The following is a 22,832-nucleotide window of genomic DNA, read 5'->3' as shown; positions in this document are numbered from 1 at the left end:
GGGGGTGGACCGCGCCCGCGCGGCGCGGTGGGAGTGAATGTGCTGAACCTGATCTCGTTTTCGTCCAGTGCGTCCGGGGCGCTGGGGCAGCTGAGCCTGCTGGGCGCGCTGCTGTTCAGCGTGGCGGGACTGTTGCTGGCGCTGCTGGGCGGCGCGCGGCGCGATCCGCGCGTCACCGAGGCCGCGCGCCGGGCCACCTGGGCGGTCTTCGCGCTCGTCAGTCTGGGCACGCTGGTGCTGCTCGCGGCGCTGCTGCGGGACGATTTCACGGTGCGCTTCGTCGCGGAGCACTCCATGCGGGCCTCGCCGACCTGGGTGAAGGTCACGGGCCTGTGGGGCGCGCTGGAGGGCAGCATCCTGCTGTGGGCGTGGCTGCTGGCCGGGTACGCGTTCATCCTGAGTGTCACGCTGCGCCGCGACGCGCTGCGGCCCTGGGCCTTATCGGCGATGTTCGCCAGTCTGGTGTTCTTCGTGGGCGTGTGCGCGACGGTCGCCTCGCCGTTCACGCCGGTGGCGACGCTGGTCGCGGACGGGCGCGGCCCGAACCCGGCGCTGCAGAACCACTGGATGATGGCGGTGCACCCGGTCCTGCTGTACCTGGGCTTCGTGGGCCTGAGCGTGCCGTTCGCGTACGCGGTGGCGGCGCTGGTGACGGGTCGCCTGTCGGATCACTGGGTGGTCGTCACGCGCCGCTGGACGCTGGTCGCCTGGGCGCTGCTGACGGCGGCGATCGTGGCGGGCGGCTGGTGGAGTTACGAGACGCTCGGCTGGGGCGGCTACTGGGCCTGGGACCCGGTAGAGAACGCCAGTTTCATCCCGTGGTTGCTGACGACCGCGTTCCTGCATTCCATCCAGATTCAGGAACGCCGGGGCCTGATGCGCTCGTGGAACGTGTGGCTGATCGTGCTGGCGTACGCGAGCACCGTGCTGGGCACCTTCCTGAACCGCAGCGGCATCGTGCAGAGCGTGCATGCCTTCGCGGGCGGCCCGGTCGGGCCGGTGTTCCTGGGGTTCCTGGCTTTGGTGCTGCTGGCGGGGACGCTGCTGGCCGCGTGGCGCGCGCCGCACCTGCGGGACGACAACGACCCGCCCGCCGCGCTGAGCCGCGAGGGCGCGTTCCTGGCGGGAAACTGGCTGTTCGTGGTGTTCGCGGTGATGGTCCTGGTGGGGACGCTGTTCCCGACCATCGTGGAGGCCGTGCAGGGCCGCCGGGACGCCAGCGTGGGCCCGGCCTTCTACAACGCGTTCGCCATTCCGCTGGGCCTGGGCCTGCTGCTGCTGATGGGCGTGGGACCGCTGCTGCCGTGGCGGCGCGCGGACGGGCAGGGCCTGTGGCGGGCGCTGCGGCCCCTGCTGATCGCGGGGGCAGGCGCGGCGCTGCTGGCGCTGGCGCTGGGCGTGCGTCATCCCGGCGTGCTGGCGACGGTGGCCCTGAGTGCGTACAACCTGCTGGGCCTGGGCCTGCTGACGGCCCGCGCGGCCCGGCAGGCGGGCGGGCTGGGCCGCACGCTGCGCGCGCAGCCGCGCCGCTACGGAGCGTACCTGTCGCACGCGGGCCTGATCGTGCTGGCGCTGGGGCTGGCGTTCAGCGGCACGTACCGCCGCGACGCGCAGGTCACGCTGAACCTGAACAAACCCGCGCACCTGCTGAACGAGGACCTGACCCTGACTGCCCTGGAGACCGTGACCCGCCCCGACGGGAAGTCGGTGGTGGCGCGCGTGCTGATCGACGGGCGGCCCTTCGGGGCGCGGCTGAACACCTACGTGCAGGGCGGCGACACGGCCTTCCCCGCCCCCGCAGTGCGCTACGGCCTGACTGGTGATACCTACCTCGTCCTGACGAACGTGGACGCCCAGAAGGGCCAGTGGGCCAGCGTGCGCCTGATCGAGTCGCCGCTGGTGTCGTGGATCTGGTGGGGCACGCTGCTCGTGTGCGTGGGGGCCGCGTTCACGCTGGTCACCCCGCGCCGCGCTGCCCAGGCCGCCCCGGCGCGACTGGCGCCCGCCACCGACTGAGCCCCTCCTCCCCTTCCTGCCTGACCTTCCCGGAGCTGTGATGACCGAATCCACCCCCTCTGCCCCGAAGTCCCCTGCATCCCCAACCCCCGCGCCCCCCGCACCACTGTGGCGCCGCCTGCTGCCCCCGGCCATCGCGTTCGCGCTGGTGGCGGTCCTGGCGGTCGCGCTGCGCACCCCGGCCAGCAACGACCAGACCGGCGGGCCGCTGGTCGGCAAACCCGCCCCGGCGTTCACGCTGACCAGCCTGGACGACACGCCGCTGTCCCTGGCGAGCCTCAGGGGCCGCCCGGTCGTCGTGAACTTCTGGGCGTCGTGGTGCGGTCCGTGCCGCGAGGAGGCGCCGATGTTCCGCGAGCTGAGTGCCCGCCAGAGCGGCGGGGACGGGCTGGCGGTCGTGGGCATCCTGTTCAACGAGACGAACGAGGGGAACGCCCGGCAGTTCATTCAGGAGTACGCGCTGGCGTACCCGAACCTGCGCGACCCCGGCATCAACACGGGGCTGGAGTACGGCGTGAGCGGCATTCCCGAGACGGTCTTCATCGACAGAGGCGGCGTGGTGCAGCACATGGACCGCGGCGGCCTGACCCGCGAGCGCCTGAACGTGGGTCTGGCGAAGATCGGCGTTCCCGGCCTATGAGGCGCGTGCTGCTGACGGGCGCCCTGCTGGGTGCAACTGCTGTGGCCCAGACGGCGCCCACGCCGTCCCTGACTCCGGCGCAGGAGGCGCGGGCGCTGGCGATCGAGAAGAACCTGCGCTGCCCGCTGTGCGACACCGGGGAGTCCATCGCGGACTCGCGCAGCACCATCGCCGTGAAGATGCGCGAATCGGTCCGCGAGCAGGTCGCGCAGGGGCGCGGCGACACGGACATCTACGTGTACTTCTCGCAGCGGTACGGGAATTTCGTGCTGCTCGACCCGCCCAAGTCGGGCCGGAACCTGCTGCTGTGGGGCGCGCCCCTGGCGGCGCTGGCAGCCGGAGGCGGCGTGCTGTGGGCGTTCCTGCGCCGCAGCCGCCCGGCGGCGACCCTGCCGGACGAACCGCTGAACGACGCGGGCGGCTTCGACCCGTACCTCGCGCAGGTGCAGCGCGACACCCGCCGGGATGGTGACTCGTGACCGGCGCGGTCCTGCTGAACGTGCTGCTGCTGGCGCTCGTGGCGCTGGCCTGCGTGTGGCTGGTGACCGAGCCGCTACGGGCGCGCACGCCGGACGATCCGGACGCGCCGGAACGCGCGCGCCTGGGGGCCGAACGGGACCGGCTGTACGCCGAGCTCGCGGCCCTGACCGACGAGTCGCGCCGCCCGGACCTGGAGCGGCGCGCGGCGCTGGCCCTGCGCGGCCTGGACGCCCTGCCGCCCGCCCCGCAGGCCCGCCCCGGCACGCGCACGCTGGCGCTGGGCCTGCTGGGCGGCGCGGCGCTGCTGACCGTGGTGGGCGCCGTGACGTTCGTGCCCCGCTGGCAGCTGGCCAGCCTGACCCCCAACGAGGCCGGGAACGTGCAGGCGGTGCTGAAACTGCCGGGCCTGAAGGCGCAGGCGGAGCGCAGCGGCACGAAGGAAGCGTACCTGGCGTGGGGCAAGGCGGCGTTCGATTCGAACACCTTCGATCAGGCGGTCACGGCGTACGGCAGCGCCCTGAAACTCGATCCGCGTCAGCCGGAGGCGCTGCGCCGCCTGGGCATCCTGCTCCTGACGCGCGGCGAGCAGACCGGGCAGGCCATCAGCGCCGAGGACGCCCAGCGGGCCGCGCTGCTGATCCGCACCGGCGCGCAGCTGGCCCCGCAGGAGCCGGAATCGCAGCTGCTGCTGGGCTTCGCGCTGGCCCGCTTCGGGGAGGATCAGGCGGCGCTGGCGGCGCTGGAACGCTACCGGACGCTGGACCCGAAGGGCCGCGACGCGGACGACCTGATCACGGCGCTGCGCGCCCGCCTGAACACCAGCGACCCGGCCCTGCGCGTGTACGCCGCGAGCTGCGCGTCCTGCCACGGGCCGGGCGGGGGTGGCGGCACCGGCCCCAGCCTGCGGGCGTCCACCCTGACCCGCGCGGCGCTGGCGCAGGTGATCACGCAGGGCAAGGGGGCCATGCCCGCCTACCCGGACCTGAAAGCGGACGAACTGGCCGCGCTGCTGACCCTGCTGGAAGGCTGGCAGCGGGAGGGCCAGTGAGCGACCCCGCGCCCACCCCCCAACGGGCGCGCCGCGTGACGCGCCGGGCGCTGCTGGAACGCTGGTGGCTGCTGCCGGTGGCGGGCACGGTGGGGACCTTCGGGTACATGGGCTGGTACGCAAGCCGCGTGACCCTGGGCAAACGCACGCCCGGCGAGCCCGCCTTCGAGGCGGCGCCGCCGCAGCGCGTGGCGGCCCTGGCCGACCTGGGCGCCGACTGGGCCGAGGTGACCTTCACGTACGCCGGGCGGCCCTGCACGCTGCTGCGCCTTCCCTCGCCCACGCGGGGGTCGCTGGGGGTGCCGGGGGGGCATCTGGCGGGCTTCTCGCGGGTGTGCACGCACCTGGGGTGCAGCGTGAACCTCGTGCGGGACGCCGAGGTGCTGGCCTTCGCGTTCAACTACCGCGCGCCCGGCGGGCAGGAGCACCCGCAGCTGGGCTGCCGCTGTCACTACTCGGTGTTCGATCCCCTGAAGGCGGGCGAGGCGGTGTTCGGCAAGGCCCTGGCGCCGCTGCCCCGCGTTCGGCTGGAGCGGCGCGGCGCGGACGTCTGGGCGACCGGGATCGAACCCGCGCCCGAGTACACCGGATAATGCGCGGCATGACCGGACCGCTGACGTTCACACAAGGGGACCTCCAGGCCGCCGCGACGGTGGTGGGGGCCACGGCGCGGCATCAGGAGGCGCTGGGCCGCACCCTCTGGCCGCCCGCGAGCGTCACGCCCGAGCGGCTGGCACCGCACTACCCGGCCCCGACCTGGCACGTCGCATGGCGGGGCGGCGCGGCGGTCGGGGCATTCAGCCTGCTGGAAGTCGATCCACCCTGCTGGCCGGACGACCCGCCCGGCGAGGCGCTGTACCTGCACAAACTGGCCGTTCACCCCACCTGCCAGGGGCAGGGGCTGGCGCACACGCTGCTGGAGCAAGCCGTGCAGGTCACGCGCGACTCGGGTCGGCCCTGGCTGAAGCTGGACACGGCCGCCAGCCGCCCCGCCCTGCGGCGCCTGTACGAGACGTTCGGATTCGAGCCGGTGGACGAACGGGACGTGTTCGACTTCCGGGTGGTGCGCTACCGCCTGCCGGTGAACCGGGCCTGATAAGAACTCCAGTTGAATGGTTTGCAAAAACTTTCAACCCGAGCGGATGCGAGAAGGAGCGAAGCGGGTTCCGGGCGTGGAGTTGGCAGATCGGTGATGTTCCGATCTGTTAACGAAACAGACGGAATCCGTATGACAGTCCACGACAGATCGGCGGGTCCGGACCTTCAACTCCCCCCCGGAAGTGGTCCGAACCCCGCCTGATCACAGGGTGCCACCGGGGGCATGATCGGGCCATGATCGGCGCGGCGGGCTTGCGGCCCTGCCTCCCCCACCGGGCAGGTCAGACAGGCGCGGGGCCGCCCGGGAGTGGTCTCGTGACCATCACGCTAGGATGACAGGGTCATGTCCCTCCCCCAGAACGACCTGCCCCTGATTGTCAGCGCCGGTGAGGCCCTGACCGACCTCGTGACCGCCGGTGGGAACGCCTGGCACGCCCACCCCGGCGGGGCCGGGTGGAACGTCGCGCGGGCCTGCGCGTCGCTGGGGGTGCCCAGTGCCTTCGCGGGCGCGGTCGGGGGGGACAACTTCGGGGACGACCTGCAGCGCGCCTCGCAGGACGCCGGGCTGGACCCGCGCTTCCTGCAACGCGTCCCGGCGCCCACCCTGATGGCCGTCGTGTACTCCGCGAATCCACCCGCCTACCGCTTCCTGGGTGAGAACAGCGCCGACCTGCACTTCGACCCCACCCGCCTCCCGGACGGCTGGCTGCGCGCGGCCCGCTGGCTGCACGTGGGCGGCATCAGCCTGAGCCGCTGGCCGCTGGCGGACACCCTCCTGGGCCTGATCGAATCGGCCCGCGCGGCCGGCGTGCGCATCAGCTTCGACCCGAACGCCCGCATCACGCACCGCCACCCGGACTACCCGGCGGTGTTCGAGCAGGTCGCCCGCCGCGCCGACCTGATGAAGTTCAGCGACGAGGACCTCGCGTTCTTCTTCCCCGGTCAGTCCGAGGCCGACGTCATGCGCCGCCTGCGCGGCCTGAACGCGAAGGCCCCGATCGTGATCACGCGCGGCGCGCAGGGCGCGAGCCTGTACCACAGCGCGGGCCGCGCCGACCTCCCGGCCGCGCCCGTGCAGGTCGTGGACACCGTCGGTGCCGGGGACGCCCTGTGCGCCGGGCTGCTCGTCAGCGCCACCGAGCACCCGGACGCCCTGTGGACCGAGCACCTGCGCGTGGGCCTGCGGGCCGCCGCCGCCGCCTGCGCGCACGCCGGGGCGTACGCCCCCACCCGCGCGGACCTCGACCTCGACTGAACCCGGGCAGGAGGGAGGGGCCGCTGTCCAGCACGCGGCCCCTCATGTCGCCGTGAATCCCGGATCACACCACGAGGTGCGCCTCGTCGTGCTCGGCCATCATGCGCAGGAACGCCTCGACGTACTGCGGGTCGAACTGCCGCCCGGCCTGCAGGCGGATCTCGCTGACGGCCCGGTCGCGGGTCCAGGCGGGCTTGTACGGGCGGGCGTTCGTCAGGGCGTCGAACACGTCCACGATCGTGAACAGCCGCGCCGTGTCGGGAATGTTCTGCCCGCGCAGGCCGCTGGGGTACCCGGTGCCGTCCCAGCGTTCGTGGTGGTACCGCACGAGATCCAGCGTCTCGGCCGGCAGGAAGTGCAGGTCCTGCAGCATGTCGTACCCGATGGTGGTGTGCGTCTGGATCACGCGCCGCTCGTCGGGGTCCAGCGCGCCGCGTTTGTGCAGCACCGCGTCGGGGATGGCCAGTTTGCCCAGGTCGTGCAGGTACGCGCCCCAGCGCAGCGCCTTGACCTGATCCTCGTCCCAGCCCAGGCGCCGCGCGAGGCGCACGCTGAGGTTCACGACGCGGCTGGTGTGCCCGCCGGTGTCGTCGTCACGGTGCTCCAGCGCGGCGCCCAGCGAGCGCAGGGTCAGGTCGTTCGCGTCGCGCAGGTCGCGGATGGCGTTCCACTGGCCCAGCTGCGCGCCCAGCAGCCGCGCGAAGGACGCCACGACGCTCTTCTCGGCGTCGTCGAAGGGTTCGGTGGTGCTCCGGGTGATGATCAGCACGCCCAGGTGGTTCGACGCGCGGCCGTATACCGGGGCGACGTGGTAGTGGCGCCGCTGGGGTTTTTTCAGCAGCGTCAGTGCCTCCTCGGCCACCCAGTGGTCCGCCTGGACGCTGCGGCTGTTGTTGTCGCTGGGATGGATGGGCCGCTCCAGGAACGGCTCGAAGGCGCCCTTGGCGGCCAGGATGTGCGGGGTGCCCTGCCGGTACGCGACGAACGCCAGGTTCGGGGCGACCTGCAGGCGGTCCAGGATGCCGATCCCGGCGCGGATGATCGCGTCGGCGTCGCGGGCGTCCGCGAGCCGTTCGCTGCCCGCGTGCAGCGCGGCGATGGTGTTGCGCTGCCACGCCAGCTGCCGGGCGGTGACCTGCTCCCGCACGATCCGGAAGCCCAGGCCGCCCAGCACGAGCAGCGCGGCGAGCAGGTCCAGCGGGTCCAGGCGCGGGCCGCGCAACACGAGGGACGTCAGGAAGGCGGCAGCGAACGCACCCAGCGGCAGCAGTCGCGTCAGGCCGGACGCGCCGACGGTCGCGGCGACCATCAGCAGGGCGGCGCCGGCCATCAGGGCGGTGTGGTGCTGCCAGGCGGCGTAGCCCAGCAGGGCGGCAGCACCGATCAGCACCAGGGTGGACCAGATGGGCGAGCGGGGCACCGGGTCAGCATAGCACCGCGATGAAGAAGTGTTAAAGATTTTACGGTCCCCCCTGATGCGGGGCGTCCAGCTCTCGGCGCCCACTGGGACGACAGAACCCGCCAGCCCTGGACCGGGTGGCGGCGTGACCGCAGCATTCAGACAGCGGTTTCCAGTTCCATTGAGGGGCCAACAGCACGCCCCTCAACTCCACCTCCAACCGCTGTCCTTCCCAGGTGCTCGCTCCGCTCGATTCATCGGGATTGAGAAAGACCTTCAATCCCTCTGAATTCTGCTGAGAGAACGCGAAGAGCTCCCTCAAGACCTCCGAATCAGGCAGGGCGGGCGCCCGAGAACGACAGCGGTGTTCACAGCGGTGTCCAGTGGCATCGAAGGGCCAGCACCCCGCCCGTCACCTCTGCTGCCGACCGCTGTCAGGCGGGTTGCAGCTGGATCTGGCGGTTGCGGGCGTCCACGTGCACGACGTGCGGTTCGAGCGTGCGGGCTTCCTCGTCGCTGTAGTTGCCGTACGCGGCGATGATCACGAGGTCGCCGGGGTTCACGAGGTGCGCGGCGGCGCCGTTGATGCCGATCACGCCGCTGCCGCGCGGGCCGCTCAGGGCGTAGGTGCTCAGGCGGTTGCCGTTGGTGATGTTGTAGATGTCCACCCGTTCGTTCACGAGGATGTCCGCCGCGTCGAGCAGGTCCTGGTCGATGGTGATGCTCCCGACGTAGTCGAGGTCGGCCTGGGTGACGGTGGCGCGGTGAATCTTGGCCCTGAACATGATGCGTTCCACGACCGGCCATTGTACGCCGCGCCGCGCCGCGCACCGGGCGGCGGGACACGGTCGCGTGGCCGCGGGGCCTATTCGGGCAGGGTGCCGTCCACGAACACGGTCTTCTGGTCGGTGTAGTGCACCTGTCCGGCGGGCGCCCCGCGTGGTTTCCAGACGTGCTTGATGCGGGTGTAGTCCACGGGCACGTTGCTGCTGCCGCGCGCCTTGCTGTTCGCGGCGGCCAGCCGGGCGGCGTACAGGATGTCCGGCAGGTCCAGGTCGCGCCCGCCGCCGCGGACCAGCACGTGACTGCCAGGGTAGCCCTGCGCGTGGAACCACCAGTCCATGCTGCGGCCGACGCGGTGGGTCAGGGTGGCGTTCTCCTTGTTGTTGCGGCCCACCAGCGCCTCCAGGCCGCCCGGCGTGGTGAAGCGCGTGCCGTAGGGGCTCTTCTCGGGCCGTTCCTGCTGCACGCGGGTGTTCAGGGCCTCGAGGTCGGGCAGATCGGCGGTGTCGAGCGCCTGCACGCGGGCCTCGGCCTCGGCGAGTTCGGCCCGCAGGGCGCCTTCCCGTTCGGCGAGGCGCAGGTAGACGTCCTCGCGGCGGCGGGCGCGGGCGTAGCGTTTCTCGGCGTTCTGCACGGCGCTGAGCATGGGTTCCAGCGCGACGGGCTGCTCGCCGCTCCCGTCGAAGGCGGGTAAGGTGACGGTGCTGGCCCCGGCAGGCACGGTGTGGGCGTAGGCCATGAGCAGGTCGGCCTCGGCCCGGTCGCGGGCGGCGTCGGTGAGGCCCGCCTCGGCGCGGGTGACATCCGTGAGCTGGTTACGCAACAGCGTGACGCGCTTGTCGAGCGGTTCTCGCAGGGCCTTGCGGAGGGTGGCGGCCTTCTCTCCGCGCGCGGCCTCGCGCGCGCCGTCCTGCAGCGCGCCCTCGCTGACGGTCGGGTCGGCCACCAGGGACTGCACGGCCGTCAGGACGCGCGGCCACGCCTCGCCGGGCGGGCGGTCGGGGGTGAGGTCGGCCCGGCGCGCGAGTTCGGCGCCCAGCAGCGGGCCCATACCGTCGAGCTGCTCACGCCAGCGCCCGACGGGCACGTGCCGCAGCGCCTGCGCCTGTTCGGGGCTCAGGGTGCGCGGGTCGAGTTTCTCGTAGGGCGGCGGCGGCGTGTAGCGTCCCCCGGTGCGGATGGTGCGGAAGCGGTTGCGGCTCCCAGTGATTTCACGGGCGGCCATGACGATACGGCCCTCGAAGCCCTCGCCCTCATCCAGCACGAGAAGGTTGGCGTTGCGGCCCGTCACCTCGAACAGCAGGCGGGTGGGCGGCTGGTCCACGAACCCAGTCTCGCCCGCAAAATGCAGGGCGATCACCCGGTCGAGTTTCAGCTGCTCGGCGCGCAGCAGGTCACCCCGGACCCGCGCCGCCAGGAAGCGCTGGAAGGGACTGCGGGGCTCGCCGCGCAGCCGCTCGCGCGACAGGTACACCACGGGCTGCGGGGGGCGGTACGCGAGCACCAGGTTCGTCTGCCCGCCCAGGCGCGGCCCGTCGAGGAGCAGCGCGGCGGTCGTCTCGTCCGGGAAGGCCCAGCCCAGGGTACGCAGCGGCAGCTGGCCGCTCAGGTCGCGCAGCACGCGCGCGAGCATCAGGCCTTCCACGGGCGGCCTCCGGGGTGGGGATGAGCAGTCATCCGGACATGCTAGCGCGCGGGCCGCCCCCGACCATGATGCCGGGGACGGCCCGCGCGGGGCAGGTCATACGGATTCCGTTTGTTTCGTGAACAGATCGGCACACCACCGATCTGTTCACTGCACGTCCGGAGGGGCGTTTTTCTCCCACTCGCTCCACTCGGATTTGAACGGCTTTGTCAGCCGTTCAATCGGAGTCCGGATCAGGGGCTTACCAGAAGTTCCCGATGCGGAAGTAGAACTTCCCGGTGCCGGTCTGGGGGCTGAAGCCGTAGTCGAAGCGCAGGCTGGGCAGCAGCGCCCCGCCGATCCCGAGGTTCAGCTGCGCGCCGGCCCCGAAGCCGTACTTCAGGCTGGGGTCGGTGTTCGTGGCGCTGCCGCCCCAGGCGGTCCCGGCGTCGGCGAACAGCACGCCGTACAGGCCCTGCGCGATCCCGGCTTTCAGGCCGAAGTCGTAGCGGTACTCGGCGCTGGTGGTGACGTAGTTCGTGCCGAACAGCTCGCCGTCCTTCAGGCCACGCAGCTGGAAGGGCGTGGCGACGCTGCCGCCGCCGATGGCGTAGCCGGTGCCTGCGGGCGCGGTGTCAATGCCCAGGACGGTCCCGGCGTTGGCGCGCACGGCGAAGACCTGCTGCTTGTTGCTGACGCCCAGGTCCTTCTCGATGGTGCGCCCGAAGCCGTAGTAGGTGCTGGCGCCGCCGTTCAGGGTGGTCCAGTTCAGGGGCGCGTCGCCCTGACGGCCGAAGGAGTACGCGGCGCCGACGCTGGCGCGCACGCCACTGTCGGGGAATTCGCCGCTGGTGGTGCTGTCGTAGCTCAGGCCGGTGGACAGCCGGGTCGTGAGGTTCGTCTCGGGCACCAGGGCCCGGGCCTCGGCTTCGGTGAAGGTGCGGGTCTGGTCGGTCCCGGCGGCGTCCTTGTACGTGACGGTGTTCTTGTCGCCGCTCTGGAGGGCCTCCAGGTAGTACGTCTTGTAGCTGACGCCCACGCCGACGTTCGCGGTGAGGTTCTTCGCGAGGCTCCGCCCGGCGCTGACGCTGAAGCTGGTGTCGCGGGTCGTGTAGTCCCAGCCGGTGTCGGTCTTGGCGGGCGTGTCGGTGTCCTTGGTGAACAGGGCGTTGTTCCCGCCGACGCTGCTTCCGGCATTGAAGCTGAGGCTGGTGGGCGTCTTGCGGAAGTCCAGGAAGTCCACGTCCAGCCAGGGGATGGTGTAGCTGACGCCGCCGACGAGGTTCTGCCCGGCTTCGTTCTGCTGTCCGCCGAGGCTGGCGGTCAGGTTGTGGCCCAGACCGAACACGTTGCTGTTCGTGTACCCGGCGTCGCCGGCGAAGCCACCGTTGAACTGATCGTAGGTCAGGCCCAGCGTGACCGGAATGCCGGTCTTGGTCTCGGCGACGCCGAGGACGTAGGTGATGCTCTCGGGGTTCTGCGGGTCGGCGCGGACGCTCTCGGTGGTGACGCGCACGAAGCCCAGGCGGGCGATGCGGCCGATGGCGGCGTTCAGTTCGTTGCGGTTGAACGCGCTGCCGGGGGCGGGGAGTTCGCGGGTGATGACGCGGTCCTTGGTGGTGTGCGCGCCCTGCCACTGCAGTTCGTACGCGGCGACCTTCACCTCGCGCACCGCGAAGGTCAGGGTGCCGTCCTTGAAGCTGATCGCGTCGCGGGTGCTGATCTCGTAGCCCTGCTTGCGGTAGGCGTCGCGCAGGGCCAGGAAGTCCTGCTGGGCCAGCTGCGGGGAGTACACGTCGCCGACCCTGGTCTTCAGCGCGGCCTGCAGGGTGGCGGTGGGGATCAGGGTGTTGCCCTGGATGGCGACCGCCTTGACCGGGCCGGTCTCGACGCCGGCGGAGCCGAACAGCACGGTGACCTGCGCGGGGTTCTGCGGATTGGGCTGGATGGCGAAGCCCACGGGTTTGCCGGTCTGGTTGGAGAGGGTGCGGACGTCCGCCTGGAGCCTGGTCAGGTTGACCGGCTGGCCGGGCTGGGTCTGCAGGGTCACCTGGGGGTTGCCGAGGTCGTCGAGGTTCACGGTGCTCACGCGGCCCTCGATGACCTTGACTTTCAGCACGCCGCCTTCGAGGGTGCTGCTGCCGACGTCCACGCCGGCCTGGAGGTACCCGGCGTCGTCGTAGGCCTGCTGGAGCTGCTGCACGGCGCCGTAGTACGCGTCGGGCGTGAAGCGTCTGGCGTCGTACAGCGGTTTGAAGATGGTGGTGACCTGCGTGGCGGGCAGCAGGGTGACGCCGTCGACTTCCACGCGGGTGACGGGGGCGGTCTCGTCCACGACGAAGTTGATGGTGACGGTGCCGTCGGCGGCGGTCTTCACGTCGGCGCTGATGCTGGGCGCGAAGGGGTAGCCTTCCTGCTGGAAGTTCTGCGCCAGGGCGGTCTTGGCTTCCTCAATGCGCTGGTTGTTCAGCGTGGCGCCGGGGGCGATGTTCAGGAGGTCGGCGACGCTCTTCTTGAAGCCTTCGGCGGGCAGGAAGGTCAGGCCGGTGATGGTGACGTCCTTAATGGTGGGGTTGGGGACGACGGTGATGACCAGGGTGTCCTTGCCGCCCACGCTGCGCAGTTCGGCGACGGCGCTCTTGAAGTAGCCGCTGGCCACGACTTCCTGCTCGACCTGGCGGAGGTTCACGCCGCTCAGGGGGGTGCCGGTCTGGGTGGTGAGGGTGGCGCGGATAAAGTTGGCCAGCAGGTCGCTGGTGCCGACCACGGTCACGTCCTGCACGGTGCCTGCGGTCTGGGCGACGGCGGGCGCGGCAAGAAGGACGGTCACGGCGAGCGTCAGGGGGTGTCGCATGCTTCTCCTAGTGTGGCACACCCGTGGACCTCGTCTCCGGGCGGCTGGTGCTGCCGGGAGACGGTGGGTGCGCGCATCCGCTCACAGTTGCGGCGCTCAGCCTGAGAAGGGTGAAGATTGGGTGCGGACGGCTTGCGGGGAGGCCGACGCGTGCTGCGCGCCGCGCGTGGGCAGGCGGGGGCGTTCATGAGTGTTCCGTGGCGGCGTCTGGCGCGGGGTGCACTTTCCGCTTGAGCCGGGGGGGGGCGGCGGGTGAGAATGCGCGGGTGAAAGCATCATGCAAGCGGGTGAGGCGCGGCCGCGCCGGGGTTCACCCATGAGTCTGCCGGAGGTCCTGGCGGGCATCCGCGCCGCGGAGGCGGCCGCCGGGCGGCCGGTGGGCAGCGCGCGTCTGGTGGCCGTCACCAAGGGCCAGGATCTGGACGCCATCGACCGCTGCGTCCTGGCGCACGGGGCGTTCCCGCTGGGTGAGGGCCGCGCGCAGGAACTGCGGGACAAGTCGGCGCTGCGGCCGGACCTGGAGTGGCATTTCATCGGGGCGCTGCAGCGGAACAAGGTGAAGTACCTGCGGCACGTGTCGCTGGTGCATTCCGTCGAGGTGGCGTGGCAGGCCGAGGCGCTCGCGCAGGCGGCGCAGGGCTGGGGGCGCGCGCCGGACGTGCTGCTGCAACTCCACAACGGGGAGGCGCAGAAGCATGGGATTGAGGCGCAGGCGTTGCCGGGCGCGCTGCGCGAGGTCCGGGCGACCGGCCTGGACGTGCGGGGGCTGATGGTCATGGCACCTGACCTGGACGACCTGCTCCCCCCAGAGCGGGACGCGCGGCTCGCGGCGCTGTTTACGGACGTGGCGCGGCGGGCGCATGATCTGGGTCTGTCAGAGTTGAGCATGGGCATGAGCGGGGATTACCCGCACGCCGTCGCGGCTGGAGCCACCCTGGTCAGGGTGGGAAGGAGTCTGTTCACGTGAAATTCACCCCTCTTGATGTGCGCCACCAGGAATTCCCGAACCGCATGGGCGGCTACGAGCGCAGCAGCGTGCGCGCCTTCCTGAACGACCTGGCCGACGATCTGGAAACGCAGCTGCAGCAGCATCAGCTGACGCTGGAACGCGTGACGCTGCTGGAGAAGGAACTGGAGGCCCAGCGGCAGAACGAGGACGAGATCCGCCGCGCGGTGATCGCCGCGGAGCGCATCTCGCACGAGTTGCGGGAGAACGCGGCGCGGGAGGCGGAACTGATGGTCGCGCAGGCCACCACCGAGCGCGACGGGCTGCTGCGCGAGTCCGAGTCGCGCCGCGCGGAACTGGAGTCCGGGCATCAGGCGCGCCTGTCGGCGATGGAGGCGGCGTTCCGGGGCCGTTTCGCGGATCTGGAACGCGACCATCACACCCTGACCCTGGAGCGCGAGCGGGCGCAGGCCGAGCGGCTGGCGGAACTGGAGCGGACCTTCAGCGAGCGGCACGCGGACCTGAACGCGCGGCTGACGGCGGCGCGGCAGGAGTACGCGCAGTTCCTGAGCGGGTACCGGGCGCTGGTGGCGTCGTTCGCGGAACTCTCGGCGCGCCACGCGCCGCCTGAGGACGCGGTCCTGAGGGCGCCGCGTCTGGATCAGCCGCGGTCCGCTCCGGCCGGGGTGATCCCGGCGCTCGCGGACACTGCCGCCCAGGCGACGACCCCGGCGGCACAGGCGGCCCTGCCTGCCGAGCCGACCGCGCACGTGGCCGCTCCGCTGACCGGGCACGCCCTGGTCACCCCGGTGGCGAAGGCTGACCCGGAGGACCGACCCGTGCGGCTGGAGGCGCAGCAGTTCCTGTGAGCGCCCTGACCTCTGTCCTGCCGACGTTCGCGCTGCCGGTGGCGGACCCGGCGTTCGTGCGGGACCCGTACCCGCTGCTGGCGCGGCTGCGCGCCGAGACGCCGGTGTTCTTCGATCCGGGCATGAACCGGGTGGTCCTGACCCGGCACGCGGACATCAGCGCGGTGCTGCGCGACCGGCGGTTCGGGCGCAGCGCCCTGCACCGCTTCTCGCGCGACGAGCTGGGGTGGCCGCTGCCGGACCCCCGGCAGGCGAACTTCGATGCGTTCAACAGCAATCACCTGCTGGACAGCGAGCCGCCCAAGCACACGCGTCTGCGGTCGCTGGTGGGGCTGGCGTTCACGCCCCGCCGCGTGGAGGCCCTGTCGGAGCGGATCGAGGTGATCCTGGAGGCGCAGCTGCGCGACCTGGGGCGCCAGGGGCCGTTCGATCTGGTCGAGGAGTACGCCGAGCCGCTGCCCGTGACGGTCATCGCGGAGCTGCTGGGCGTGCCGCACGAGCACCGCGCGCGGCTGCGCCCGTGGTCGGCGTCGATCGTGAAGCTGTACGAACCGGCCCCCACGCCCGCCGATCAGGACGAGGCCGAGCAGGCGGTGCTGGACTTCAGCGCGCTGCTGCGGGAGCTGGTCGCGCAGCGCCGCGCGCAGCCGCAGGACGACCTGATCACGGCGCTCGTGCAGGCCGAGGAAGGCGGGGACCGCCTGACCGAGCAGGAACTGATCGACACCTGCATCCTGCTGCTGAACGCCGGGCACGAGGCCAGCGTGAACGGCCTGACGGCGGGTGTGCTGGCCCTGCAACGCGACCGGCGGCACTGGGAGGCGCTGGTCGCGCAGGCGCATGCGCCGGACAGCCTGGGCGTGTTCCGCCGGGCCGTCGAGGAACTGCTGCGCTTCGACACACCCCTGCCGATGTTCGAGCGGATCGTGCTCGAACCCCTGACACTGCACGGCGCGGACCTGAAGCCCGGCGACCGCGTGAGCCTGCTGTACGCCAGCGGGAACCGCGACCCGGGTCGCTTCGACGCGCCGGACGAGCTGCGGCTGGACCGCGACCCGAACCCGCACCTGACGTTCGGGCTGGGCATCCACTACTGCCTGGGCGCGCCGCTGGCCCGGCTGGAACTCGCGCTGAGCCTGCGGGCGCTGTGCCGCGCCCTGCCGGACCTGCGCCTCGTGGACCCGCAGGAGCCGGGGCAGTACACCGGGGGCTTCGTGATCCGGGGGCTGGCGCGACTGGACGTGCAGGCCGGGTGACCCCCACCGGCCCGCTCGCGGCGGAGGTCGCGGCGCGCTGGCCGGTCGGGCCGGTGGGGGCGCTGACCCCGCTGGGCGGCGGGAGCATCAACGCCGCCTGGCGCGTGCAGGCGGCGTCGGGGGCGTTCCACCTGCGGGTGTACCGTGATCCCCGCCGCGAGCGGGCGGAGGTCGAACACCACGCCGTGCGGCTGGCCCGCACCTGCGGGGTGCCCACGCCGGACGTGCTCGTCACGCGTGCGGGCAGCACGCTGGCCCGACTGGGCGACCGCTGGGCGGCGCTGTTCGACATGGCGCCCGGCACCCCGGTGCCGCGTCCCGCGTTGACCCCGGAGCACGCGGCGGGCCTGGGGGCGCTGCTGGCGGACCTGCACGCGCGCCTGCCGGACACGGTGCCGTTCGAGGTGCCACCCCTCTCCCCTCCGGCAGGCGTGGCGGCGACGCTGGAGCGCCTGCAGGTCATCGAGACGGCGATCCTGGCTCTCCCCCACCCGGACGCTGCGGACGGCTGGGCGCTGGACCGCACCCGGCAGCGCCTCGCGCACCTGCGGGCCAGTCCACTGCCGGACGACCTGCCCGCGCTGCCCCTACGCTTCGTGCACGGTGACTTCCACGACGGAAACGTCTTCTTCCAGGGCGACGTGCCCGCGTCGGTGATCGACTGGGAACAGCCGCGCCTCGCGCCCCGCGCGTGGGAGGTCGTGCGATGCCTGCACCTGAGCCTGCGGCTCGACCCGACCCTGGGCGGGGCGTTCCTGCGCGCCTACCGGGAGCACCTGCCCCTCCCGCCCGAGGAACTGCGGCTGGGCGCCGACCTGTACGCCGCCCTGCAGGAGCGGAACGTGTGGGTCTACGAGAGCGTGTACCGGCGCAGCAATCCCGGCCCACGCGCGTTCATCCGTCCGCCCCCGTACGTGCCGTTCCCGCAGACGTGGACGGCGTCGGGGCTGCGGTGAACGCCCACCAGCCGGGGTGCAGGTCACCCGCCTGAGCCTCGGCGTGGGCATCGTCGGGGCGGGCCAGGGCCAGCAGGGCCAGCACCCGCGCGGGGCTGCGCGGCGCGCTGCGCTCCAGGGCTTTCGCGGCGGTCGCCTGCCCCTTGCGGGCGTTCAGGCGCGCCTGGGTGTGGGCCAGCACGGCCAGCAGGTGCGGGTCCGCGCCCTGCCCGGCGATCTCGGCGACCTTCAGGCCCTCGGCGAGGGTCCGCAGGGCCGCGTACGGGTCCGCCTGCTGCCCCTCGGCGAGGAGGGTCACGGCGGCGATCAGGGCGGCGCTGTCGCCCTCCTGGCGGGCCAGGGTTCTCGCGGCCTCGGCCTGCTGTCCTGCGCCGGGGTGACTGTCCAGCGCGGCGGCGCGGGCGCGCAGGAGCGCCACGCGGGCGCCGTCCGCCTCGGCTGACAGTTCGGCGCGTGCGGCGGTCGGGTCGCCCAGGCGCAGGTGCGCGGCGGCGCGACGCAGCGGCTCGCGACTCCAGGCGAGCGCCGCGCGGGGCGCGCCCCAGTGCAGGGCCAGCGCGGCGGCCTCCTCGGTCTGCGCGGCGGTCAGGCCCGCCGGGAGGGGCAGGTCCGCCGCGCGGAAGGTGGGGGTGGGCAGGCTCAGGGCGGCGCGCAGGGCGTCAAGCCGGTGGTCTGGCAGCGGGGCGATCACGCCCGCCATTGTGCCAGTCGCCGCCGGATTACGCGCTCAGGGCGAGGTCCAGGCCCAGGAAGCGCCACAGGGAGCGTCTGGGCACGCGCAGGCCACTGGGGTGCTCGACGGCGCTCAGGCGGCCGTCGCGGATCCAGCGGCGCACGGTGCGTTCGTGCGTGCCGGTGAAGTCGGCGACCTCGCTGACTTTCAGGAGTTTGGGCATGTTCTGGTACTGGTCGTTCAGGGTCATGGTCGGACCTCCTTCAACGCAGCGGGGCCGCCCGCAGGCAGCCCCGTAACAGATTCGGTGTCGATGTCAGGACGCACGCAGCGCGCCGCACGGTGGTCGGGCGCGCCGCCCGGCCCGCCGCGCAGAAGCGGCTGAGGCAGGAGGATGTGCAGCGGACGGTTCAACTTGCGTAGAACGTACCACACCGCCTGTCAGCGGGGCGTCACAGATCTTGCGGGCTTCTTGAACTCCCCTGAAGGGGGCGTTGAGGCGGCACTCACCGCGCCGCGCCCGGCATGCGGCGGGCGCGCGGGCCGCCCGTGGGGCGCGCGACCGGCTGGACAGTCCCGGCACGTGGGTCGCGCGCGGTGCTCTACAGTCAGCGGCGATGAGCGTCCTGTCACAGCTGTCCGGCACCCTGGTCAACGTCGTCACGGTCCTGCTGGGTACCGCCGTGGGCCTCGCGGTGGGCGGGCGCCTCCCCGAGCGCACGCAGCGCACGCTGTTGCAGACGCTCAGTCTGGTGACGCTGTTCATCGGGCTGGACATGGCGGGCAGCCTGAACCGCGTGCAGGGCGGCGCGGTGCCGGGCGTGATCCTGGCGCTGGTCAGTCTGGCGCTGGGCGCCGTGATCGGCGAGGCGCTGGGCATCGAGGAGGCACTGGAACGCCTGGGCGAGACCCTGAAACGCCGCTTCCGGGGTGGGGGCCGCTTCACGGAGGGGTTCGTGGCGGCCAGCCTGCTGTTCTGCATCGGGCCGATGACCGTGATCGGCGGCCTGCAGAACGGCCTGACGGGCGACAGCGCCACGTACGTCCTGAAGGCCACGCTGGACGGCATCGCGGCGCTGGCCCTGGCGGGCGCGTACGGGATCGGGGTGGGGTTCAGCGCGCTGACGGTGCTGGCCGTGCAGGGCGGGATCAGCCTGCTGGCGGGCACCTTCGCCGCCGGACTGCTGGGTGGCGCGGACCCTCAGATTCTCAAGACCAACCCGTACGTGCTGCTGATCACGGGGGCGGGCGGCCTGACCATCATCGGGATCAGCTGGAACCTCATGCTGGCCGGACTGGGCTTCGAGGACCGCCGCGTGCGGGTCGGGAGCCTGCTGCCCGCGCTGCTCATCGCCCCGCTGGCGCTGTGGCTCGCCACCCGCGTGGGCTGATACGGACTCGGCGTGAATGGGCGGCAGAGCCCGCCGGGTCCGAGCGGCTGTGAGTCAGAGAACAACCGGTTCCGGGCCTCTATCTGTCAGATCGGTGGTGTTCTGACAGCAGAATTCAGGAGTATTGAAGGACACCTTCAATACTCCTGAACGAGCGGAGCGAGCACCTGACAACGGCAGCGGTTGGAAGTGGAATTGAAGGGCGTGGTGTTGGCCCTTCAATGGAACTGGAAACCGCTGTGAGCGGTCAGCGAAACAGCTGATTCGCATGTGCGGTCAGCGCCCAGCGGCGCGGCGCACCTGGGCCTGCCACCACGCGCGCACCCACGCGCGGAACAGCGTGTAGTCGGCGCCCAGCAGGCGGCGCACCTTGCGGTCCTTCTCGGCGTTCATGGCGGCCAGTTTCACGTTCAGGGCCTGCGCGCCCGCCCGGTCGAGTGTCCGGGCGGCCTGCGCGTAGGCGCGTTCGCTGCCCGCGAGGCGTTCCAGTTCCCGCACCTGCGCGACCGTCAGGTCCAGCGTGCGGATCAGCCGGTCACGGTCGGCCCGGCCGGACGGCAGCACGAACAGCCGCGTCAGGACGGGCGAGCCGGGCCAGGGGTCCGAAGCGGCCTGCACGTGCACGGGCAGCAGCGCCAGAAGAAGCAGGAGGGGGCCGCGCATGCCCGCAGGCTAGGCGATGCGCACCGCCCGTTCACCCCCCGCACGCTCACGCTGTCCGCAACCGGCCCTCATGTTCGGGCGCCGCGCGTCAGGTGGGCTTGAGCGGGTCTTCAGCGTGCCTTGCAGGACGCGGTTTTATCAGCAACCGGTCAGAGAGGCGGGGTACGGTGCCCCTCACCACAAGGAGGCACCATGCTGAAACGAACCCTGATCCTGAGTACCCTGCTGCTCGGCGCCGCGGGCGCCAGCCCCGCCAAGATCACCGCGCAGAGCATCATCGTGAACCCCGTCGAGACGAAACTGAACGTGGAAGTCTGGGTGAACAAGGACGCGACCGGCAAGGCGAACCCCACCTACCGCAAGGGCGAGCCGATCAAGATCGCCGTGAAGACCAACCAGGACGCGTACGTGTACCTGTTCAACATCAACGCGAACGGCGTGGTGGACCTGTTCTTCCCGAACAACTTCGAGGAGAGCAACTTCGTGCAGGGCGGCGTGACCCGCGTGTTCCCGCAGCAGAACGCCAGGTACGGCCTGAACGTCGGCGGCCCCAACGGTCAGGACCGCCTGCTGGCGCTGGCCAGCACCAGGGAACTGGACCTGACGGACATCGCGAAGTTCGCGAAGGACCAGGGTTTCGCGCAGGTGAGCGTCAAGGGGCAGGAGAACCTCGCCCGCGCCCTGAGCATCGTCGTGAACCCGCTGCCCGCCGACGGCTGGACGACCGACGTCGTGACCTTCAAGGTGGGCGGCACCCCGGTCGCCAACCCCGCGCCCGCCATGCCGGGCAGCACGACCGGCACCGTGACCATCACGCCCGGCCAGGGCCAGCAGCCCGCCCCTGCACAACCTGCTCCGGCCCAGCCCACTCCTGCGCAGCCCACTCCTGCTCAGCCGACGCAGCCCGCCCAGCCCACGGGCACCATCCAACCCGGCGAGCGGCAGAACGGCACGCGCGATCAGGCCATGGTGGACGCCTACGCCCGCCTGAAGGGCGACGAGAGCCTCGGTCAGGCCACCACCTACGCCAGCGGCTGGGGTGACGGTCTGTGGCAGAAGTTCAGGGGCGTCGGGGCGTACGGTGACGCCGTCCTGCTGCACGCGAACGGCAGCAGCCGCTCGTACGCTGTGCACGGCATGCTGCTCGAACGGTACCTGGCGCTCGCCAAGGCCGAGAACAGGGGCACGCGTCCCCCCAGCCGCCTGGGCTGGGCCGCCGGTGACGAGAAGGTCATCCCGCAGAACAGCCTGGGCACGAGCGGCCTGTACGGTTTCTTCCAGAACGGCGCGCTGTACGGCACCGAGAAGTACGGCACCTTCTGGCTCAGCGGGAACGTCCTGAAGACCTACCAGGGTCTGGGCGGCAGCGGCTCGTTCCTGGGGTTCCCCACCCGCGACCAGTACACCATCAGCGGCGCGTGGGCGGCGGACTTCGAGGGCGGCACCATCCGCACCGTGAACGGCGTGACGAAGGTCTACCGCAAGTAATCCAGCGGTTCAGTGGAGGGACGTCCCGTGTGGGCGTCCCTTTCACTGGCTGCCCCTGGCGGCGGGTTCAGGTGAGGGGCAGGCCGAAGGTCACGCTGCCGGGCGCGCGGCCCAGTTCCTGGAAGCCCAGGTGGCGGTAGAAGCCCTGCGCGCGGGTGTTGCCCTCCCCCACGCCCAGGTGGACGCCCGCCACCCCGGCCTCACGTAGCGCGTCCAGCAGGGTGGTCATCAGCGCCCGCCCCCGCCCGCCTCCCTGCGCGTCGGGCAGCAGGTCGATGTGGAGGTGCGCCGGGTAGACGCTCAGCAGGTCCTGCGGCGCGCGGGGCGGGTGGTGGATCAGGTGCGCGATCCGCTGGTCGGGCGTGCGCTCGGCGTGGGGAATGCCCGCTGGATCGGGGTACAGTTCCCGCAGGGGCGGCCACCACTCGCGGTCCAGAGTCGCCTCGAAGGCCGCCGTGTCGGGGACGCCCAGGACATACCCCGCGACCTCTCCCCCGGCCTGTTCGAGCACGAACGCGAACTCCGGCGCGTACGTCAGGTACGGCCCGGCGTACACGTGCCCCAGGATCAGAGGGTCGGCGTACAGGTGGGTGGCGTCCTGGCCACTAGCGCCCGTTTCCAGGCAGATGCGGTACAGCGCGGCGCGGTCGGTCTCGCGGGCGGGGCGCAGGGTGAACATGCCCCACAGTGCAGCACACCGGGCACCTGCGGGGCCTGCCGGGTGGTGTGAACCTGCCCCGGCGCAGCATTCTGTTCACAGCGGAATGTAGAATGGAGGCAATGATCGCCTACCTGTCCGGCACCGTCCGGGAAATCCGAGAGCACAGCGCCGTGGTCGTCGCGGGCGGCGTCGGTTATGAGGTTCAGTGCCCCGTCAGCACCCTGGGCAAGCTGACCGTCGGCGAGACCGCCGAACTGAACACCCGCTTCGTCGTCCGCGAGGACGCCCAGCTGCTGTTCGGCTTCCACGACGCCGACAGCGTCCGCGTGTTCGACCTGCTGACCAGCGTCAGCGGCGTGGGGCCCAAGCTGGCGCTGGCGCTGCTGTCCGCCATGCCCGTCAGCGCCCTGGCCGCCGGACTGCTCGGCGGGGACGTGAAACTGCTGTCCAGCGTCAGCGGTGTCGGGAAGAAGACCGCCGAACGGCTCGTGCTGGAACTCCAGGGCAAGATTCCCGAGCACCTCGCCGCGCCCGCCACGGGGGGCGGCGCGAAGGCCGCGCGGGTCACGAGTACCGCCGGACGCGACGCCGTGGACGCCCTGCTCGCCCTGGGCTTCCGCGAGGCGCAGGTGCGCGGCGTCGTCGCCGAACTTCTCGCCAGTGATCCTGATCTGAGTGCCGACAGCCTGATCCGCAAGAGCCTGGGCAAGCTGCGGTAGCACGCTGGCAGAC

Annotated in this window: 22 protein-coding genes; 14 read left to right on the top strand and 8 right to left on the bottom strand. The window is 71.8% G+C overall.

Annotated elements, in window-relative coordinates; translation table 11 throughout:
- Nucleotides 1-39 precede the first annotated feature (39 nt).
- From DEIGR_RS05880 to DEIGR_RS05850, 7 genes are all read left to right on the top strand, one after another.
- Nucleotides 40-2,016: a heme lyase CcmF/NrfE family subunit gene (locus DEIGR_RS05880; protein WP_058976096.1), complete on the top strand. Its 1,977-nt coding sequence runs from the start codon at nucleotides 40-42 to the stop codon at nucleotides 2,014-2,016.
- A 40-nt stretch (nucleotides 2,017-2,056) separates the two neighbouring features.
- Nucleotides 2,057-2,656 (top strand): TlpA family protein disulfide reductase, encoded by a 600-nt coding sequence (locus DEIGR_RS05875; RefSeq protein ID WP_058976094.1) that lies wholly within the window; start codon nucleotides 2,057-2,059, stop codon nucleotides 2,654-2,656.
- The gene (locus DEIGR_RS05870; protein ID WP_058976092.1) at nucleotides 2,653-3,135 is read left to right on the top strand and encodes a cytochrome c-type biogenesis protein; all 483 of its coding nucleotides are present in this window, start codon (nucleotides 2,653-2,655) and stop codon (nucleotides 3,133-3,135) included. The genes DEIGR_RS05875 and DEIGR_RS05870 overlap by 4 nt, the downstream gene beginning before the upstream one ends.
- Nucleotides 3,132-4,184: a c-type cytochrome gene (locus DEIGR_RS05865; RefSeq protein ID WP_083523941.1), complete on the top strand. Its 1,053-nt coding sequence runs from the start codon at nucleotides 3,132-3,134 to the stop codon at nucleotides 4,182-4,184. The genes DEIGR_RS05870 and DEIGR_RS05865 overlap by 4 nt, the downstream gene beginning before the upstream one ends.
- Nucleotides 4,181-4,777 (top strand): Rieske (2Fe-2S) protein, encoded by a 597-nt coding sequence (locus DEIGR_RS05860; protein WP_058976090.1) that lies wholly within the window; start codon nucleotides 4,181-4,183, stop codon nucleotides 4,775-4,777. The genes DEIGR_RS05865 and DEIGR_RS05860 overlap by 4 nt, the downstream gene beginning before the upstream one ends.
- Before the next feature lie 8 nt (nucleotides 4,778-4,785).
- A complete protein-coding gene (locus tag DEIGR_RS05855; protein ID WP_058978554.1) occupies nucleotides 4,786-5,280 on the top strand; it encodes a GNAT family N-acetyltransferase in 495 nt (164 codons plus the stop codon).
- A gap of 345 nt (nucleotides 5,281-5,625) precedes the next feature.
- Entirely contained in the window at nucleotides 5,626-6,537 is a 912-nt protein-coding gene (locus DEIGR_RS05850; protein ID WP_058976089.1) for a carbohydrate kinase family protein, read from the top strand.
- A gap of 64 nt (nucleotides 6,538-6,601) precedes the next feature.
- On the opposite strand, the gene DEIGR_RS05845 is transcribed toward DEIGR_RS05850, so the two are convergent.
- The 4 genes from DEIGR_RS05845 to DEIGR_RS05830 all read right to left on the bottom strand — a co-directional run bounded on the left by DEIGR_RS05845 (nucleotide 6,602) and on the right by DEIGR_RS05830 (nucleotide 13,197).
- Entirely contained in the window at nucleotides 6,602-7,957 is a 1,356-nt protein-coding gene (locus DEIGR_RS05845; protein ID WP_322787153.1) for an HD-GYP domain-containing protein, read from the bottom strand.
- 413 nt (nucleotides 7,958-8,370) lie between these two features.
- Nucleotides 8,371-8,733: an aspartate 1-decarboxylase gene (gene panD / locus DEIGR_RS05840; protein ID WP_081424499.1), complete on the bottom strand. Its 363-nt coding sequence runs from the start codon at nucleotides 8,731-8,733 to the stop codon at nucleotides 8,371-8,373.
- Nucleotides 8,734-8,801: 68 nt separating this feature from the next.
- Nucleotides 8,802-10,364, bottom strand: coding sequence for an Rqc2 family fibronectin-binding protein (locus tag DEIGR_RS05835; protein ID WP_058976086.1), 1,563 nt, complete (start codon nucleotides 10,362-10,364; stop codon nucleotides 8,802-8,804).
- 241 nt (nucleotides 10,365-10,605) lie between these two features.
- Nucleotides 10,606-13,197, bottom strand: coding sequence for a BamA/OMP85 family outer membrane protein (locus DEIGR_RS05830; RefSeq protein WP_058976084.1), 2,592 nt, complete (start codon nucleotides 13,195-13,197; stop codon nucleotides 10,606-10,608).
- Nucleotides 13,198-13,513: 316 nt separating this feature from the next.
- On the opposite strand from DEIGR_RS05830, the gene DEIGR_RS05825 reads away from it, so the two are divergent.
- Genes DEIGR_RS05825 through DEIGR_RS05810 form a run of 4 tightly spaced genes read left to right on the top strand, consistent with a single transcriptional unit; the run spans nucleotide 13,514 to nucleotide 17,224 of the window.
- A complete protein-coding gene (locus DEIGR_RS05825; protein ID WP_058976083.1) occupies nucleotides 13,514-14,164 on the top strand; it encodes an alanine racemase in 651 nt (216 codons plus the stop codon).
- Nucleotides 14,161-15,012: a DivIVA domain-containing protein gene (locus tag DEIGR_RS05820; protein ID WP_058976080.1), complete on the top strand. Its 852-nt coding sequence runs from the start codon at nucleotides 14,161-14,163 to the stop codon at nucleotides 15,010-15,012. Before DEIGR_RS05825 ends, DEIGR_RS05820 begins: the two co-directional genes overlap by 4 nt.
- On the top strand, nucleotides 15,009-16,268 hold the full coding sequence (locus DEIGR_RS05815) for a cytochrome P450 (RefSeq protein ID WP_236704668.1): 1,260 nt from the start codon (nucleotides 15,009-15,011) through the stop codon (nucleotides 16,266-16,268). Before DEIGR_RS05820 ends, DEIGR_RS05815 begins: the two co-directional genes overlap by 4 nt.
- Nucleotides 16,265-17,224, top strand: coding sequence for a phosphotransferase enzyme family protein (locus DEIGR_RS05810; protein WP_058976078.1), 960 nt, complete (start codon nucleotides 16,265-16,267; stop codon nucleotides 17,222-17,224). Before DEIGR_RS05815 ends, DEIGR_RS05810 begins: the two co-directional genes overlap by 4 nt.
- On the opposite strand, the gene DEIGR_RS05805 is transcribed toward DEIGR_RS05810, so the two are convergent.
- Together DEIGR_RS05805 and DEIGR_RS05800 are read right to left on the bottom strand one after the other, a co-directional pair.
- Complete coding sequence (locus DEIGR_RS05805; RefSeq protein ID WP_058976077.1) at nucleotides 17,163-17,924, bottom strand: hypothetical protein; 762 nt, start codon at nucleotides 17,922-17,924, stop codon at nucleotides 17,163-17,165. The two genes, DEIGR_RS05810 and DEIGR_RS05805, sit on opposite strands and share 62 nt — an antisense overlap.
- 19 nt (nucleotides 17,925-17,943) lie before the next feature.
- Entirely contained in the window at nucleotides 17,944-18,147 is a 204-nt protein-coding gene (locus tag DEIGR_RS05800; protein ID WP_046842889.1) for a helix-turn-helix domain-containing protein, read from the bottom strand.
- A gap of 367 nt (nucleotides 18,148-18,514) precedes the next feature.
- Here DEIGR_RS05800 and DEIGR_RS05795 point away from each other — a divergent pair, with 367 nt between their 5' ends.
- Nucleotides 18,515-19,288: a DUF554 domain-containing protein gene (locus tag DEIGR_RS05795; protein ID WP_058976075.1), complete on the top strand. Its 774-nt coding sequence runs from the start codon at nucleotides 18,515-18,517 to the stop codon at nucleotides 19,286-19,288.
- 276 nt (nucleotides 19,289-19,564) lie between these two features.
- Here the strand turns inward: DEIGR_RS05795 and DEIGR_RS05790 are convergent, their stop codons facing one another.
- Nucleotides 19,565-19,951 (bottom strand): hypothetical protein, encoded by a 387-nt coding sequence (locus DEIGR_RS05790; protein WP_058976073.1) that lies wholly within the window; start codon nucleotides 19,949-19,951, stop codon nucleotides 19,565-19,567.
- A 192-nt stretch (nucleotides 19,952-20,143) separates the two neighbouring features.
- Between DEIGR_RS05790 and DEIGR_RS05785 the strand changes: the two genes are divergently transcribed.
- On the top strand, nucleotides 20,144-21,439 hold the full coding sequence (locus DEIGR_RS05785) for a DUF4384 domain-containing protein (RefSeq protein ID WP_058976071.1): 1,296 nt from the start codon (nucleotides 20,144-20,146) through the stop codon (nucleotides 21,437-21,439).
- A gap of 67 nt (nucleotides 21,440-21,506) precedes the next feature.
- On the opposite strand, the gene DEIGR_RS05780 is transcribed toward DEIGR_RS05785, so the two are convergent.
- Nucleotides 21,507-22,118 carry a GNAT family N-acetyltransferase gene (locus tag DEIGR_RS05780; RefSeq protein ID WP_058976068.1) on the bottom strand — a complete coding sequence of 204 codons (612 nt, stop codon included), beginning with the start codon at nucleotides 22,116-22,118 and terminating at the stop codon, nucleotides 21,507-21,509.
- A gap of 101 nt (nucleotides 22,119-22,219) precedes the next feature.
- Between DEIGR_RS05780 and ruvA the strand changes: the two genes are divergently transcribed.
- On the top strand, nucleotides 22,220-22,819 hold the full coding sequence (gene ruvA / locus DEIGR_RS05775; RefSeq protein ID WP_058976066.1) for a Holliday junction branch migration protein RuvA: 600 nt from the start codon (nucleotides 22,220-22,222) through the stop codon (nucleotides 22,817-22,819).
- The last annotated feature ends 13 nt before the right edge of the window (nucleotides 22,820-22,832 follow it).

The organism is Deinococcus grandis (genome assembly GCF_001485435.1).
In the GTDB taxonomy this organism is placed as follows: domain Bacteria; phylum Deinococcota; class Deinococci; order Deinococcales; family Deinococcaceae; genus Deinococcus; species Deinococcus grandis.
Note: the sequence above shows the minus strand (reverse complement) of the source record. Positions and strands in the feature narration are given on the sequence as shown.

What these genes read in the sequence shown, in the direction of transcription:
- DEIGR_RS05790 (WP_058976073.1), bottom strand. Translation starts at nt 19,951, where the DNA reads ATGCGCGGCCCCCTCCTGCTTCTTCTGGCGCTGCTGCCCGTGCACGTG.
- DEIGR_RS05830 (WP_058976084.1), bottom strand. Translation starts at nt 13,197, where the DNA reads ATGCGACACCCCCTGACGCTCGCCGTGACCGTCCTTCTTGCCGCGCCC.
- ruvA (WP_058976066.1), top strand. Translation starts at nt 22,220, where the DNA reads ATGATCGCCTACCTGTCCGGCACCGTCCGGGAAATCCGAGAGCACAGC.
- DEIGR_RS05855 (WP_058978554.1), top strand. Translation starts at nt 4,786, where the DNA reads ATGACCGGACCGCTGACGTTCACACAAGGGGACCTCCAGGCCGCCGCG.
- DEIGR_RS05785 (WP_058976071.1), top strand. Translation starts at nt 20,144, where the DNA reads ATGCTGAAACGAACCCTGATCCTGAGTACCCTGCTGCTCGGCGCCGCG.
- DEIGR_RS05780 (WP_058976068.1), bottom strand. Translation starts at nt 22,118, where the DNA reads ATGTTCACCCTGCGCCCCGCCCGCGAGACCGACCGCGCCGCGCTGTAC.
- DEIGR_RS05800 (WP_046842889.1), bottom strand. Translation starts at nt 18,147, where the DNA reads ATGACCCTGAACGACCAGTACCAGAACATGCCCAAACTCCTGAAAGTC.
- DEIGR_RS05875 (WP_058976094.1), top strand. Translation starts at nt 2,057, where the DNA reads ATGACCGAATCCACCCCCTCTGCCCCGAAGTCCCCTGCATCCCCAACC.
- DEIGR_RS05850 (WP_058976089.1), top strand. Translation starts at nt 5,626, where the DNA reads ATGTCCCTCCCCCAGAACGACCTGCCCCTGATTGTCAGCGCCGGTGAG.
- DEIGR_RS05795 (WP_058976075.1), top strand. Translation starts at nt 18,515, where the DNA reads ATGAGCGTCCTGTCACAGCTGTCCGGCACCCTGGTCAACGTCGTCACG.
- DEIGR_RS05805 (WP_058976077.1), bottom strand. Translation starts at nt 17,924, where the DNA reads ATGGCGGGCGTGATCGCCCCGCTGCCAGACCACCGGCTTGACGCCCTG.
- DEIGR_RS05825 (WP_058976083.1), top strand. Translation starts at nt 13,514, where the DNA reads ATGAGTCTGCCGGAGGTCCTGGCGGGCATCCGCGCCGCGGAGGCGGCC.
- DEIGR_RS05870 (WP_058976092.1), top strand. Translation starts at nt 2,653, where the DNA reads ATGAGGCGCGTGCTGCTGACGGGCGCCCTGCTGGGTGCAACTGCTGTG.